The sequence below is a fragment of the Bradyrhizobium sp. NBAIM18 genome (assembly GCF_020193825.1).
Lineage (GTDB): Bacteria > Pseudomonadota > Alphaproteobacteria > Rhizobiales > Xanthobacteraceae > Bradyrhizobium > Bradyrhizobium yuanmingense.
In genome coordinates, this window is sequence record NZ_JADYVO010000005.1 from 167,865 (window position 1) to 182,176 (window position 14,312).

Annotated in this window: 13 protein-coding genes; 8 read left to right on the forward strand and 5 right to left on the reverse strand. The window is 63.7% G+C overall.

Features of this window, described 5'->3' with window-relative positions:
• Nucleotides 1-3 precede the first annotated feature (3 nt).
• The 3 genes from I6F17_RS13850 (at nucleotide 4) to I6F17_RS13860 (ending at nucleotide 2,102) form a co-directional block, all read left to right on the forward strand.
• On the forward strand, nucleotides 4-933 hold the full coding sequence (locus I6F17_RS13850; protein ID WP_225124494.1) for a LysR family transcriptional regulator: 930 nt from the start codon (nucleotides 4-6) through the stop codon (nucleotides 931-933).
• Between the two features lie 112 nt (nucleotides 934-1,045).
• Nucleotides 1,046-1,522 carry a DUF3833 family protein gene (locus tag I6F17_RS13855; RefSeq protein WP_036035841.1) on the forward strand — a complete coding sequence of 159 codons (477 nt, stop codon included), beginning with the start codon at nucleotides 1,046-1,048 and terminating at the stop codon, nucleotides 1,520-1,522.
• Nucleotides 1,523-1,679: 157 nt separating this feature from the next.
• On the forward strand, nucleotides 1,680-2,102 hold the full coding sequence (locus I6F17_RS13860) for a hypothetical protein (protein WP_225124495.1): 423 nt from the start codon (nucleotides 1,680-1,682) through the stop codon (nucleotides 2,100-2,102).
• Nucleotides 2,103-3,853: 1,751 nt separating this feature from the next.
• Here I6F17_RS13860 and I6F17_RS13865 read toward each other — a convergent pair.
• Together I6F17_RS13865 and I6F17_RS13870 are read right to left on the reverse strand one after the other, a co-directional pair.
• On the reverse strand, nucleotides 3,854-4,246 hold the full coding sequence (locus tag I6F17_RS13865; protein WP_225124496.1) for a hypothetical protein: 393 nt from the start codon (nucleotides 4,244-4,246) through the stop codon (nucleotides 3,854-3,856).
• A 258-nt stretch (nucleotides 4,247-4,504) separates the two neighbouring features.
• The gene (locus I6F17_RS13870; protein WP_225124497.1) at nucleotides 4,505-4,750 is read right to left on the reverse strand and encodes a hypothetical protein; all 246 of its coding nucleotides are present in this window, start codon (nucleotides 4,748-4,750) and stop codon (nucleotides 4,505-4,507) included.
• 489 nt (nucleotides 4,751-5,239) lie between these two features.
• On the opposite strand from I6F17_RS13870, the gene I6F17_RS13875 reads away from it, so the two are divergent.
• The 5 genes from I6F17_RS13875 (at nucleotide 5,240) to I6F17_RS13895 (ending at nucleotide 12,870) form a co-directional block, all read left to right on the forward strand.
• Complete coding sequence (locus I6F17_RS13875) at nucleotides 5,240-5,917, forward strand: response regulator transcription factor (RefSeq protein ID WP_036026703.1); 678 nt, start codon at nucleotides 5,240-5,242, stop codon at nucleotides 5,915-5,917.
• Nucleotides 5,918-5,929: 12 nt separating this feature from the next.
• On the forward strand, nucleotides 5,930-7,354 hold the full coding sequence (locus I6F17_RS13880) for an ATP-binding protein (protein ID WP_225124498.1): 1,425 nt from the start codon (nucleotides 5,930-5,932) through the stop codon (nucleotides 7,352-7,354).
• Between the two features lie 60 nt (nucleotides 7,355-7,414).
• Nucleotides 7,415-8,338 carry an RNA polymerase sigma factor RpoH gene (rpoH, locus tag I6F17_RS13885; protein ID WP_225124499.1) on the forward strand — a complete coding sequence of 308 codons (924 nt, stop codon included), beginning with the start codon at nucleotides 7,415-7,417 and terminating at the stop codon, nucleotides 8,336-8,338.
• 81 nt (nucleotides 8,339-8,419) lie between these two features.
• Complete coding sequence (locus tag I6F17_RS13890) at nucleotides 8,420-11,602, forward strand: efflux RND transporter permease subunit (RefSeq protein WP_225124500.1); 3,183 nt, start codon at nucleotides 8,420-8,422, stop codon at nucleotides 11,600-11,602.
• Nucleotides 11,599-12,870, forward strand: a complete 1,272-nt coding sequence (locus I6F17_RS13895; RefSeq protein WP_225124501.1) for an efflux RND transporter periplasmic adaptor subunit — start codon at nucleotides 11,599-11,601, stop codon at nucleotides 12,868-12,870. The genes I6F17_RS13890 and I6F17_RS13895 overlap by 4 nt, the downstream gene beginning before the upstream one ends.
• 66 nt (nucleotides 12,871-12,936) lie before the next feature.
• On the opposite strand, the gene I6F17_RS13900 is transcribed toward I6F17_RS13895, so the two are convergent.
• The 3 genes from I6F17_RS13900 to I6F17_RS37745 all read right to left on the reverse strand — a co-directional run bounded on the left by I6F17_RS13900 (nucleotide 12,937) and on the right by I6F17_RS37745 (nucleotide 13,985).
• Nucleotides 12,937-13,248, reverse strand: coding sequence for a hypothetical protein (locus tag I6F17_RS13900; protein WP_225124502.1), 312 nt, complete (start codon nucleotides 13,246-13,248; stop codon nucleotides 12,937-12,939).
• A 355-nt stretch (nucleotides 13,249-13,603) separates the two neighbouring features.
• Nucleotides 13,604-13,774 (reverse strand): hypothetical protein, encoded by a 171-nt coding sequence (locus I6F17_RS13905; protein ID WP_225124503.1) that lies wholly within the window; start codon nucleotides 13,772-13,774, stop codon nucleotides 13,604-13,606.
• 82 nt (nucleotides 13,775-13,856) lie between these two features.
• Nucleotides 13,857-13,985 (reverse strand): hypothetical protein, encoded by a 129-nt coding sequence (locus tag I6F17_RS37745; RefSeq protein WP_276573239.1) that lies wholly within the window; start codon nucleotides 13,983-13,985, stop codon nucleotides 13,857-13,859.
• Nucleotides 13,986-14,312 lie beyond the last annotated feature (327 nt).

The following is a 14,312-nucleotide window of genomic DNA, read 5'->3' on the forward strand; positions in this document are numbered from 1 at the left end:
TCAATGGATTTGGCCAAAGTCGACCTCAATCTGCTGGTGGTGTTGCATGCGCTGCTCGAGACCGGCAGCGTCACGCGCGCCGCCGAGCGGCTCGGCAGCAGTCAACCCGCGATCAGCCGTGCGCTGGCAAAGCTGCGGCGCCTGTTCGGGGACCGGCTGATGGTGAAGGCGGCAAGCGGCATGATGCCGACGCTCCGCGCCGAGGCGATGCGCGAGCCGCTGGCGAACCTGCTCGGCGGCGTCGAGACATTTCTCCACAAGCCGAAATTCGATCCTGCCGCCACCGACCGCGTCTTTCGCATCGCGACCACCGATTATGGCGCGCTCGCCATCCTGCCCAACGTCGCCGCCCGCTTTGCGCGCGAGGCACCCGGTGCGGCGATCGAAATCGTCAGCTTCTCGCGCGATGTGTTCCGTATGCTCGCCGACGGGCAGGTCGATTTCGTCCTGTATGCCGATAATCCGGTAGCCGGCTCGCTTCGGGCGCGCGAGCTGTTCCGCGAAAGTTTCGTGACGCTGATCCGGCAAGGGCATCCTTTGCTCAAGGAGATGCGCGGGGCGAGGGACGTGCTGCCGATCAAGCTGTTCACGGCCTGGCCGCACATCGTGGTCAGCATTTTCGGCGGCCAGGGTGGGCCGATCGACACGGCATTAGCCGAGCGCGGCTACAAGCGGCACGTCGCGCTGCGCGTTCCCTATTTCGCAACCGCCGCGGTGATCACGGCAGCGTCGGATTACCTGGTGACCATGCCCTCGCGGCCCGCCCGGCAGCTCGCTCCGCGGCTCGGCCTCGTGATGCTGAAACCGCCGGCGCAGGTGACGCCCTACGGCTATCGCCTGCTCTGGCACGAACGAAGTCACGACGATCCCGGCGCGGTCTGGCTGCGCCGGCTCATGATCGATGGCGTCAAATCGGCGGGCGCTGGCGCCTAACCGACGCGCAAATCTCGGACCGGCTTGCTGTCGCAATAGCCGACAGATTTCCTCACGAGGAACCAGGTGCTGAGAGGCGGCTTATGTCGTCGTCGGTTTCGGAGGAAAAGCCATGGTCATTGATGCGTTCGCTGGCACCACGCCGGTGTTTCTCCCTGAGCAGTTCTTCGTTGGTCGCTTCGAAGGATGGGCGGTGGTCGAGAGTCTCGTCGGCGGGCTGTTGAAGCGGGCGACGATCACGGCGCATGGCGAATTGGACGCGGACACCGACACTGTCGTTCTGACTGAAACCTACACCTTTGATGACGGCCATAGCGACACGTTGCGCTGGACGATCCACAAGCTGAGCGAAGGTCAATACATCGGCCACGAAAATCGACTGGAGGGTGAAGCCACGGGCGAGCAGGCCGGTTGTGCATTCCATTGGAAGTACACGCGCGACACGCCCCAAGGCGATGGAAAGTCGTTCAAGCTGAACTTCGACGATTGGTTCTATGCGATCGATGACCGTGCCTGCATCGTGCGCGGATCCGCCGGGCGCGCGGGCATTCCGTTCGCGACGGCGCATGTGACGTATCGGAAGCTTTAGGTTCGCCCGACGCGGGCTGCAGCCCCGCTCTCCGGTGCGCACTTCTTTCTCGAACTTAACATTTTTGAATCGCGAAGGCACCGAAGCAAAGTACGGTGTGCGTTTTCGCGGGAGTGAACCTTCTGGCGCTGATTGAGCCAGAGCGGGGGGCGGGGGCGTGAATTTCCAGGTTACGGTTTTGAAGATCCTGGTGAGCTATCCGGACGGCTTTGCCGTCATGGAAGACCTCAAGCGCGACATGGCGATCCTGGCGACCAGCGGCCGCGATTGGGCGGACCGGACGAGGCGTCTTGCCAGCCGGGTGCCGGACCTCGACATCTTTTCACAGGGGCTGGTCGAGCGCATCAGCGGTGGCTGGAGACTGACGTCCAAGGGGCGAGACATATTGGAGTTCATGGAAGCCCGCCCGGCACCGAGGGAGCCAAGCCTCGCGTCCCCCGTCAATGAGACGTCCCAGCCGGTATTGGAGATTGCTCCGCTTCCCCCGCTGCCGCAACAAGCGGACCGGGCCAAGCCGCGGCGCGAGCGCCGCGAGCGCCGCCGCGAAGCCCGCGAGCGAGCGAGGGCGAACGCCTCCTGAACCGGGATTGAGGTCGGCGGCGAACTCGCTGTACATCGCCGCGCCCGAAGGGCGCCAAGTCGGCGGCGACGCGGCGGCGAGGGGTGTTAACCACCCCATCCCTCGTACGGATTATGACCTGGTTCTGGTTGGTCATCATAGTGCGGGGTCGGTTGATGGCGGGCCGGCCGTGCCGGTGAATAGGCCCAGGCCGCAGCGGTCCCAGTCGTCAAGACACGAGAATGCGCTGTCGCATGATGCCGATGGACCTGATGCCGATGGACTTGGCCTGCCACCGCGGCGCTGACGGGTGCGCACAGGATTATCAAGAGGCTCAAAGCGAGACCCGATCGCATGGTAGTTTCTCCGATAGATCTACGATGAGGAGTTAGATGAGCCTTGGTCCACGCCCTCGCAATCGGCCACGCCTGCAAGACTGGTAACGTCCTCGGCATCACGCGCGGGTTGGCCGTCGAATTCGTGCGAATCTGCAAACCCCGCACTCGGCTTCATGCTGGCCGTTGCGTCACGGTTTGGAGTCTTTCGTCGCCGGGGTGCGTCACGCAATGGTGAGCATGCCGATGTGCCATTCGCGCAGGCGTGATTGTTCACCCACGTGTTTCTCCCGAGCGCATACCCACCTAATGTTCAACCAAGAAATTCGAAGGAAACGCATTTCAACAGAGCAGCCGGTTCGAGTCAGCGCGAATGCTCCGCACGAAAACAACAGCCGTTCGGAGCATGACCATGACTGGATTCAGGACCTTTGTTATTGCAGCGATGATGTCGATTGGCGCGATAAGCTCTGCAAGCGCCCAGTGCCCGTTGTGGGCGATTCAAGATCCAAATTCGTTTCAGGCGCAATATCCCGATCGGGATGTGTTGAACGACTGCGAATTGACGCCAGCAGGCAGAATGGGCCTGGAACGCCCTGGCGGCGCGGCTCCCGTGTTTGGGCCCAACAGGGCGTATGAGACAACGCCTGGCGTTGCCCAGCACCACGGCTTTCACCACCGCTCGCGGTGAGCATCTGAAAATAATTCCGGATGGTCGGATTCCGGCGGAGAAACCGTAGCGCGCCAAGTCGAATGATCAGAAAATCAATCCGCGCACCTTCGGTACGCGACCGTTTTCAGCGATTCCTGAGTGCTGTCGGGACCAATCGAATGCGAGTCGACTAAGTCATTGATTTCGCGTCCGTCGCCAAAAGATCGCGAGTCGTTTTAGGTCAATTCCAAAGATCCGCGAGTCGAATGGGTGATGACGCTAGATCTTGGGTTGGATGCCGCGATTTGCTGTCCAGATGTCGTGGTCTTGTGGAGCTTGGTGCTGCGAGCGCGGCCCGCAATGAACAACCTGCTCGAGGAAAACCGTCGGGGCCAATTTAGTACAAGGCGTCTGAAGCGGTGGAACGCTATCGAGAGACCGATGTGCGATCGTCGAGCTCCGCGCCGGTCGAGGCTTTATAGTCGGGACGGGCGCAGGGGAGCACGCAACAGCTTCCTTGACCGCGAGAGATGAGCGAGGTTCCGCCTTAGCTATTCTGCGGTCGCGCACACCGCACCGCAGCGATTAGGCCGCCTTGCAGAAGTGCACGGAAGCACAGCGCGGGCAGCGCACTTCGGAAGAAGGAGGCGATGCTCGCGAGCTTACCGCAGGACGTGCCTGACGTGGCCACGCGCGAATAGAACGACGCACTTCATCGACTCTATCCTCGACGCGAACGGCAATGCGTCCCCGCTGCTCCAGACCAATGGTTGCTGAGTGCGGGGTTAGCTGCAGCTCAGCGGTAACGGCAGGTCGGGATGCAACTCGTACCAGTCGTAGCAATCTGGATAGGCGCCGTAGAATCCATAGCCGCCTCGGCGGAAGTGGTGAAACGCGTGCTGGCGCAGGCCTCCGTCATGACCACCGAAGCCAAGGTGCTCGCCGCCGAACCGAGCGCCGCCGGCAAAACCTCCCTCATGGCCCATGCCGCCGAAATGCGCGCCGCCGCTGAAGGCCGCATGTCCAGCGCCGAAGCCTGCATGTCCGCCGCCAAAGCCGCCACCGCCAAAACCACCGCCGTGGCCACCGCCACCAACGCCGCCATGTGCATTGGCCGCACCGATGGCGAGCGTCGAGGCGAGTGCTGCTGTCGCCAGAATCATGACTGCACGTTTCATGGATGACTCCTCTTGTTGCGCTGTCCGGCCATGTTCGGCGCGAGGTTGCCGATAGCCGGGTCAGTGATGAGGGAGAGGTAGGTCCGGTACGAGGCGATCCAACTGAATTCGATGTCAGATATCAGGCAAGTCGCTCGCGAAAAGCGTCTCGCGGATCGGCGCGACGCACGCGTAGGAGCGGGCCGACCAGCGCAGTCCGCTCCTCGTTATTGCAAAACGCGGCGAAGCTATAGGGCAGGCCGTGTCACCCAATCAGTACTAGCTGCCTGTGCCCGGCTCGCACGGTACGTTGTTGCCGGTCCACGGCGCGGTGGCAAAGGCGCCGACGCGCGGCGCCGGAACGCAGGCGCGCTCGCCCGGATAATGGAACGGCGTGGTCGCCGCGACTGTATCGGCGGCCACGTCGGGCCGCTGCGCGGCGCGCTGGTGCTCGCGCGCCATGACTGGGCCACCCAGCATTGCGGCCGCGATCAATCCTATCGACAATAGTTTGGACGGGGTCATTCGCTCTCTCCTCTGACGACATCGGGCCGATCAAGCCGGCTCAGCGACGATGTGTGAACGATCGGCCACGTTTCCAACGCACGTTTTGCTCACTGCATTTCAATCGCCCGAGAGCCGCTACGGTGTCGCAACCACGATCGTGCGAATGCATAACATCCGTGGTCCTTGAGACGACAGCACGTGCGTTGACGGCATATGTTCGATCCAGTCGGTTGGCAGCGGAGCGCGGAAGATGATCGTTGCATTTGTAACACGCGTGGTGCGGGTCCTCGTGCCGTTGGCGGCACGCACAGCCGACAACATGAACTGCAATTTAATGGCGCGGTGCGCGCGGCAGAGCTACCTCATAGCGCAGCGGGCGACCGGCAACAGGCTGCATCAGCGACGCGCGTCCGACGTACGCGGGCACTGAGCATGACACGGCCCGACGCCGTACCCGTGCTGCCCAACCGCGCATCGAGACGCCGTGGGAATTATGGTACGAGGCTCATGACCCGGATTCTCTTGATTGAGGACGACACTGAAACCGCCGAGGCGATCCTCGCCGAACTTGGCGATCGCGGCTTCGAGGTGCAGTGGGCCGGCAACGGCGTCGAGGGACTCGCGCGGGCGCGTGCGTCGAGCCCCGATGCCATGATCGTCGATCGCATGCTCCCGGGAGTTGACGGGCTGACCGTCATCGAGGTGCTGCGCAAGGAGCAGGTGAGGACGCCCGTGCTGGTGTTGAGTGCGCTTGGCGCCGTGAATGACCGGGTGCGCGGGTTGCGAATGGGCGGGGACGACTATCTCACAAAGCCGTTCGCGCTCATCGAACTGGTTGCGCGAATCGAGGCGCTGCTGCGCCGTCCGAGCGACAGCCGCGAAACCATCCTGCATGTCGGGCCCCTCGAGCTCGATCTGATCGAGCGCACCGCGCGACGCGGCGAGCGCAGGCTCGACCTGTTGCCGCGCGAATTCCGCTTGCTCGAGTACATGATGCGCCGGAGCGATCAGCTCTTGACGCGCGCGATGCTGCTCGAGGAGGTCTGGAACTACAAGTTCGTTCCGGCGACCACCAACTTGATCGACGTGCATATGGGCCGGCTTCGTCACAAGGTGGACGGTTCCGGGGAGACACAGCTCATCCACAATGTCCGAGGCTCCGGCTTCGTCCTTCGCTCGCGGTAGGAGGGACGGGCGATGCAGCAGACACAGTTGATCCGCTCCAGCACATTTCTCTGGGCTCTGGCCGTGGCGGCCTCCTTTGCGCTGTTCGTGGTCGCCTTGTTCGCCTTCATCTACTGGAAGCTCGATGCCTATCTGGTCGCGCGGTCCGATCGTATGATCACCACGCAGATCCACTTCGTCGCGGAATTGTCCCCGGCCCGCCGCGTCAGCGCTATCGCGGATCACCTCGCGCAGGATTCCAGGGGCGTGCAGTACGCGGGACTGTTCGATCCTGCCGGCAAAAGGCTGGCCGGGAATATCGACCGCGTGCCGCGCGAACTCGGGCTCGATGGGGCGGCGCAGGGCGTGCGACTCGATCTGCTGGAGAAGCCGACGGCGCATGGTCCCGTCGTCAGGGCGGTCGGCAGCCGTCTCGAGGGCGGCGATGTCCTGGTGATGGGACGGAACGTCGACGAGACGCGCGAGATATCGAGCGTGGTGGGCCAGGCCCTGGCCCTGGGTCTGCTGCCGGCCTTCAGCCTCTGCCTGCTTGCGGGTGCCTGGCTGAGCTTGCGCGCCCAGCGACGCGTAGAGGAGGTCAACCAGCGGGTCCAGCGCATCGTGGCCGGCGAGCTGCGCGAGCGGCTTCCGGAGGGCGGGACGGACGATCCGTTTGCGCGGCTGGCCAGGATCGTCAACGGCATGCTCGACGAGATGGAGACGATGATCAATGCGCTCGCCGGCGTCGGCAACGACATCGCTCATGATCTCAGGACGCCGCTGACCCGCGTCCGTCTGGCGCTGGAGCGCGGCCGGACGCATGCGGCGACGCTGGAACAGCTGCAGGACGTTGCGGACAAGGCCATCGCCGGCATCGACCAGTCGCTCGCGATCGTCACGGCCTTGCTGCGCCTGACAGAGATCGAGAACAACCGCCGTATGGCCGGGTTTGGCGACGTCGCGCTCGACGAGATTCTGCGGGAGGTGTGCGACGTCTACGAGCCGATCGCCGAGGACAAGCATGTCGGGCTCGGCGTCGTCACCGAGTGCAATGTGCAGGTGTGGGGTGACCGCGACCTGCTGTTCGAGGCAGTCGCCAACCTCGTCGACAACGCCATCAAGTTCACGCCGTCCGGCGGGCGGGTGGACCTCGCCCTGCAGGCGGAGGACGAGACCGCGCTGGTGCGCGTTAGCGATACCGGGCCCGGCATCAGCGAGCAGGAGCGCGAAGCAGTGCTGCGGCGGTTCTACCGCTCCGACAAGATGCGCAATACGCCGGGCGTCGGGCTTGGACTGAGCCTGGTGGCGGCGATCGTGAAGCTGCACGGCTTCCGGCTGATCATTGGCCCGGCTCCCGGTGGGCGGATCGAGATCCTCGCCTGGACCGGGAGTGCGGGCAGGCCCATCGCGCGCCGGTCACGCGCATTGCTGCACGCAGACGCGGGCCAGATGGGATGAGCCAAATGACGTGTGGTGCCTCCGAGATCAATCAGCCGGCCCGGACTATAGGAGTGACAAATGCAGACGAGCCATGAGGTGGTGTGCCGCGATCCTGTTGCCGTGCCGATCGCAGCGGTGTCGACGCCGTTCCTCGCCGCCTATTCCGCCGCAATCCGGCGCTACGAGCTACTTCAATCAGGTCAGGAGCAGCAGCTGGCGCGTCGCTGGCAGGAAACGCGGGACCGGCGCGCCGCGGATGCGCTCGTCACCAGCCATCTTCGGCTCGCCGCCAAGTTGGCGAGGGGTTACAGGGGATACGGTCTGCCGCTGGTCGATCTGATCGCGGAAGCGAATCTCGGCCTCGTGATCGCGGCGTCGCGCTTCGAGCCCGGGCACGGCGCCCGATTCTCCAGCTATGCGATCTGGTGGATCAAGGCCACCATTCACGACTACATCCTGCGATCGTGGTCCCTGGTCAAGATCGGGACGACGGCTGCGCAGAAGAAGCTGTTTTTCAAACTCCGCGGCGAGATCAGGAAAGCCACCAGCAGTGCGTTGGCCGGGCTCACACCCGACGTCGCCGAATTGATCGCCGGGAAGCTCGAGGTGACGGCGCGCGAGGTGATCGAGATGGACGCGCGCCTCCGCCGCGACATGTCGCTGAACGCGCGCGTCGGTGACGAGGACGGTGGAGCCGAGCTGGAGGCCCTGCTGGTCGATGGTGCGGTCGACGCCGAGACGATGCTTGCCGATCACGACCAGACGGAGCAGCGCAGCAGGGCTTTGCGCGCTGCACTGGACGGGCTCGCGCCGCGGGAGCGTCATATCTTCGAGGCGCGGCGCCTGAAGGAATGTCCTGTTACGCGCGATCAGCTCGCCCGAGAGCTGTCCATATCCAGCGAGCGGGTTCGGCAGATCGAGATCCGTACCTTCGCCAAAGTCAAACGGGCCGTCGTGAACGCCGCGCATGATGTGTCACACGTCGCCGCGTGCAGCGACTGAATTCGTTTTCATTTGAACGGAGGCGCGGCCGCCCTCACTTGTCCGACGATCCTGCGTAACCCTGTTTCAGGCAGACCAATCATGGGAATTGTTCGCTTCGCGCTGAGGCTTCCGCATACTTTCTACGTGCTTGCGGCGTTGATCCTGTTCCTCGGCGGCATCGCGATTCGCTCGATGCCGACAGACATCTTTCCGGAGATCCGGATTCCCGTCGTCACCGTCATCTGGAGCTACACCGGCCTTTCCACGCCGGAGATGGAACAGCGCGTCAGCACCTACAGCCAGTATTCGATCAGCGCCAATGTCAGCGGTATCAAGAATATCGAGGCGCAGACCCTCAACGGCTTGTCGGTTCAGAAGATCTACTTTCAGCCGGACGTCAATCTCGACCTCGCGATCTCGCAGATCGTCTCGGCGACCAACGCCATCCGCGCTCTGATGCCTCCCGGCATCCAGCCGCCGATCATCGTGCAGTTCAATGCCTCAAGCGTGCCGGTGCTCCAGCTCAGCCTCGAATCGAATAACCTGAATGAGCAGCAACTCTACGATTTCGGCATCTACCGAGTCCGCCAGCAACTGGCTCCCGTTCGAGGCGTGACCCTGCCCACGCCTACCGGCGGCAAATACCGCCAGATCATGGTTGACCTCGATCCGAACAAGCTGCTGGCGCGCGGATTGACACCGCTCGACATCGTCAACGCAGTGAACACGCAGAACCTGACGCTGCCGACCGGCACGACCAAGATCGGCGACACCCAGTACACCGTTCGTACCAACGCGACGCCGGCGACGATCCAGGATCTCAACATGATCCCGGTGAAGTTCGCGAACGGGGCCACGATCTTCCTGAAGGACGTCGCCCAGGTCCGCGACGGCGCCCAGGTTCAGCAGAACATTGTGCGCGAGGACGGCCACCGCGCCGTCCTGCTCAGCGTCATCAAGAACGGCAATGCCTCCACGCTGGCCGTCGTCAACGGCGTGAAAGCGGCCCTGACGTCGATCCGCGCTTCGGCGCCCGCGGGGCTGAAGGTGAACGAGCTGTTCGACCAGTCAATCTTCGTCACACACTCGGTCGATGGTGTGCTGCGCGAAGGCGCGATCGCGGCGGGCCTGACGGCATTGATGATTCTGGTGTTCCTGGGATCGTGGCGATCGACGCTCGTCGTCCTGATCTCGATCCCGCTGGCGATGCTGTCCTCGCTGATCGTCCTCTATTTCCTCGGCGAGACCCTCAACACCATGACGCTCGGCGGCCTTGCTCTTGCCGTCGGTATTCTCGTCGACGATTCGACGGTGACGATCGAGAACACGCACCGGCTCTGGACCGAGGAAGGCATGCCGCTGCCGGACGCGACTCTGCACGGAGCCGCCGAAATCGCCATTCCGACGCTGGTCTCGACGCTCGCGATCAGTTGCGTGTTCATCTCGGTCGTATTCCTCGAGGGTCCGGCCAAATATCTGTTCACGCCACTTGGCCTTGCCGTGGTGTTCGCGATGCTGGCGTCTTATGGCCTGTCGCGGACGCTGACGCCGATCACCATTGGCCTGCTCCTGAAGGGCGAGCAACGTCATGGCGAGGGCAATCGGCCGTCAAACATCCTCGCACGCGCCTCCGCGGCATTCGAGCGCGGTTTCGAACGCCTGCGCAACGGCTATTCCGATCTGCTGCTGAAACTGCTGCAGCACCGCGCAGTGATACCCGTCGTCGCCGTGCTGGTGCTCGCGCTCGGTGCCACGATGTTCGCCTATGTCGGCCAGGACTTCTATCCCCTGATCGACGGCGGCCAGATCCAGCTCCATGTTCGCGCCCCCGCGGGCACGCGGATCGAGCGGACGGAAGCGATCTTCCAGGCAGTTGAGGACAAGATCCGCGAGGTCATTCCCGAGCACGACCGGGCGCTGATCGTCGATAATATCGGCCTGCCGGCGCGGCCCTATAACCTTGCTTTCACGGACGGTTCCACCATCGGGGTGAACGACGGCACCATTCTCGTGTCGTTGAAGGAAGGGCACCAGCCGACGGCGGATTACATCAGGAGGCTGCGGCAGGTGCTGCCGACGGCATTCCCGGAGGACACGTTCTATTTCCAGGCGGCCGATATCGTCACGCAGATCCTGAACTTCGGTCTCCCGGCGCAGATCGATGTCCGCACGGTCGGTTACGGCAACAACAATCTCGCCGTCGCCAAGGAACTGCAAAAGAGTCTCGCCGCGATCCCCGGCGTGGTCGATGCACATCTGCAGCAGGAGGTCGATGCTCCCGCATTCTACGCCGACATCGACCGCACCCGCGCCGCGCAACTCGGTCTCAATGCGAGCACGGTGGCAACCAACATCAATGTCAGCCTCTCATCGTCCGCGCAGGTCTCGCCGAACTTCTGGACGGATCCGACTTCCGGCATTCCCTATTACCTGGCTGTGCAGACGCCAGAGTACAGGACCAATTCGCTGAACGCGCTGGGCAACACGCCGGTTTCGGCCTCGCTCGCCGCAAGCGGGCAGACGGTGCCGGGCCTGCTCAGCAATGTTGCGACCTTCAAGCGGGGCACCGTTCCGACCAACTCGAACCAAGCCAATGTGCAGCCGGTTTACGATGTCTATGCGAGCGTGCAGGGCCGTGATCTCGGCAGCGTCGCGGCTGACATCGAGAAGGTGACGTCCACGCTGCAGAAGCAACTCCAGCCGGGCAATTCGATCCAGGTTCTCGGCCAGATCCAGAGCATGCACCAATCGTTCCGCGATCTCTCCCTTGGACTGCTGTTCGCGGCCATCCTCGTCTACCTGCTGATGGTCGTGAACTACCAGAATTTTGGTGATCCCCTTGTCGTCATCCTGGCACTGCCGGCGACATTCTGCGGCATCGTGACGATGCTGTTTATCACCGGGACGACGCTGAACGTGCCTTCGCTGATGGGAGCCATCATGGCGATCGGCGTAGCCTCCGCGAACTCCATCCTGCTCGTGACATTCGCACGCGACGAGCAATTGAAGGGGCATTCGGCATTCCAGGCGGCGCTGAGCGCAGGCCGGACGCGAATCCGGCCCGTGCTGATGACCGCGGCGGCGATGATCGTCGGCATGATCCCGATGGCGATCGGCGGGCCCGGCGAGGAGCAGAATGCAGCGCTCGCGCGGGCGGTCATCGGCGGTCTGCTGTTTGCAACACCGACCACCCTGCTGATCGTGCCTTATCTCTTCGCCATGCTGCGCAAAGGCAACGACGGCAAGCCTCATCATGGGGTATTCGAGGAGCAACCGGAATGAGTGACGTTCGCGCAAGGACCGATGACGACGGGGCGACACACCGCCCGGGGGCGGAGAGCCTCCGGATTGTGGAATTGCCGGGAAAGGGCCCTCGATCCGGACGCCGTTACGGCGGCGCGCTGCTCGGCGGAGGCGTGCTCCTGCTGCTTGCGTGCGGTCTCGGCATCGGCGGCTGGCGGCACTATGAGGCCATGCGTGGCGTTGCCGCTGTGGCAGAGCAGGCTCGAACCAACCTTCCCGAGGTTCGGGTCGCGACGGTGAAGCCCGGAGGCGACATCATGAAGGTGAGCCTGCCGGCGACGACGACCGCGTTCGAGGCGGCCAACGTCTTCGCGCGGACCAGCGGCTACATCGAGAAGCGCTACGTCGATATCGGCGATCGGGTCAAGAAGGGCGAGCTGCTCGTGGAAATCACTGCGCCCGAGCTCGACCAGCAAATCGCGCAGGCGCAAGCGACGCTTGCGCAGGACCAGGCCGCGCTTCAGCAGGCGGAGGCAAGCCGGGAACTGGCCGATGTGACCAACTCGCGCGACAGCAATCTCGTCAAGCAGGGCTGGTTGACGGCACAACAGGGCGACAACGATCGTCTCACCCTGCGCGCGCAGCAAGGCGCGGTGGGTGTCGCCCAGTCGAACATCACGGCGCAGGAAGCGCAGATCCGAGTTCTCCAGCAGGAGAAGTCCTATCAGCGTGTGGTGGCGCCATTCGACGGCGTGGTCACGCAGCGTAACGTGGACAACGGCAGCCTGGTATCAGCCGGGTCCACCTTCATGTTCACGCTGATGCATTCCGACGTGATCCGAACCCAGGTGTTCGTGCCACAGGACGAAGCGTTCGGCGTTGGCCCGGGCGTCGATGCGGATATCCGCGTCCCCGAGATACCGGGGCGGACGTTTGCGGGCAAGGTCACGCGGATCGCAACCGCGCTGCAGCCGGGAAGCCGGACGCTGCTAGCCGAGATCGACGTGCCCAATCCGGATGGCCTGCTCAGTCCGGGCATATATTGCACGGTCGAACTATCGATCCCGCGCAGGACAGCATCGACGACGATCCCATCCGATGCGCTCGTCTTCGACCAGAACGGCCTCCATGTCGTGGTCGTGCGCAACAACACGGTCCATTTTCAGCAGGTCTCGATCACCCGGGATTTCGGCACCACGGTGGAAGTGCGCGACGGCGTGCAGCCCGGCGACCAAGTCGTGCTCAATCCTGCGGTCAATCTGGCGGAGGGAAGCAAGGTTACCGTTCGCAAGAGCGAGGCGAGCTAGGACGCGAAAGATGATACGAATTGTACTCGCAGCGGCGACGGCGTTGCTGCTCGGAAGCTCTGCTGGTCAGGCACAGGTCGCAACGACCGGCACTAGTGCAATGGATCTGCCGACGGTGCCGGGCGCGATCGTGGTCTCACCGCTCAACAGTCCGGGGCCGTTTTCCGCAACGACCGTGTCAGGTGCTCCGGACACGACGCTGGCGCCGGTTCCGCTCGCGTCGGATCCGACGACGCCGGGGACGGTGGTCGTCTGCGCTCCGCCGTCGTCATCGCCGACGCCGGTGCCGTCGGCGCCGACCGTATCGCCGACAGGCCTTGCACCACCGGGCATCGCGGCGCCGTTGCTGCCGGTGATAAGGCAGAACAGCAGCGCCACCGGTACGATCTCCTCAGCTGCGCCCTCAGGAACAGGTACGACGGTCGGATGCAGCTCGACGCCGGGGGGAGAGGTGACGAGCGCTGCGTCCCTGCCATTGTCGATCCCGCAAGTGGCTACAAGCCCCGCACCTGGTACGATTCAGGCGGAAGCCAGTGGTGCCGGTGGGACGGGTATAGACCCGAACGCTGCGGTTGTGCCCAGCCCGAACAGCTCGGCTTGCATGGAAGGCGTCTCGATGAATCTCGCCTCGCCTGCGACTGTGCTGCCGGCGAACGCTTCAGGCGCAGCACCAACGCCCGGCGTGTCGCCGGTGCTGCCGCCCGGATGCTGAAGTCGGACGCAGATCGAACCCCTAGTGGCAGGTGCAAGACGCAGGGCCGTTGCCGTCGCGGGTCGAGATGCCCGGTATTTCAGCCAGAGCGCAGGCAAAGGCGAGTGCGGGAAGGTCGATCTCCTGGTCGAACAGGCCGCTGATCGGACCCACGAGATCAATTGCCGTCTGCTGACGGTTCGATTTCGCCATGATTCCTGCCCACGCTGCTGCAACTTTCAACTCGTAGAAGCGGCATTGCCGGTCGATGCGGTACTGCTCGATTCGACGCAGTCTAGTGCTCTGCAGGATTGATCGGAGAGATGCCGGGCGTCGCGATCTCGGTCGATCCCAGCGGAATGCCCACGGGCCGCGTGGATTGCGGGTTGAGCGGCGTCGCGAGCATGCCGACAGGTGGTTGCATGCCCGGTACTGTTGTCTGGGCGATGGCACCGCCCGCGACCAGCCACAGCATGCTCCGCGAAGGGATCGCGGAGCAGGATGAGGTCGTTGAGACGATCGACCGAGCTAGCTCCCGCTCCAAGGCGCAGAGGCGGAAAATAGCTGCTGGCCGAGACGTGGAAGTGGAGGAAATCGCAAGGCGCGCAGAACTGCGCACTGAGTTGCTGCGACGGGGGTGCCGACATACAGCGTGCCTGCCGGCATGACGCCGTCGAAAATGGTGAGGCGGTCCCGTATGATCGTTCGACCTGACGGCCGATGACCGCTCTAGCCCACCTGGCTTTCGAGG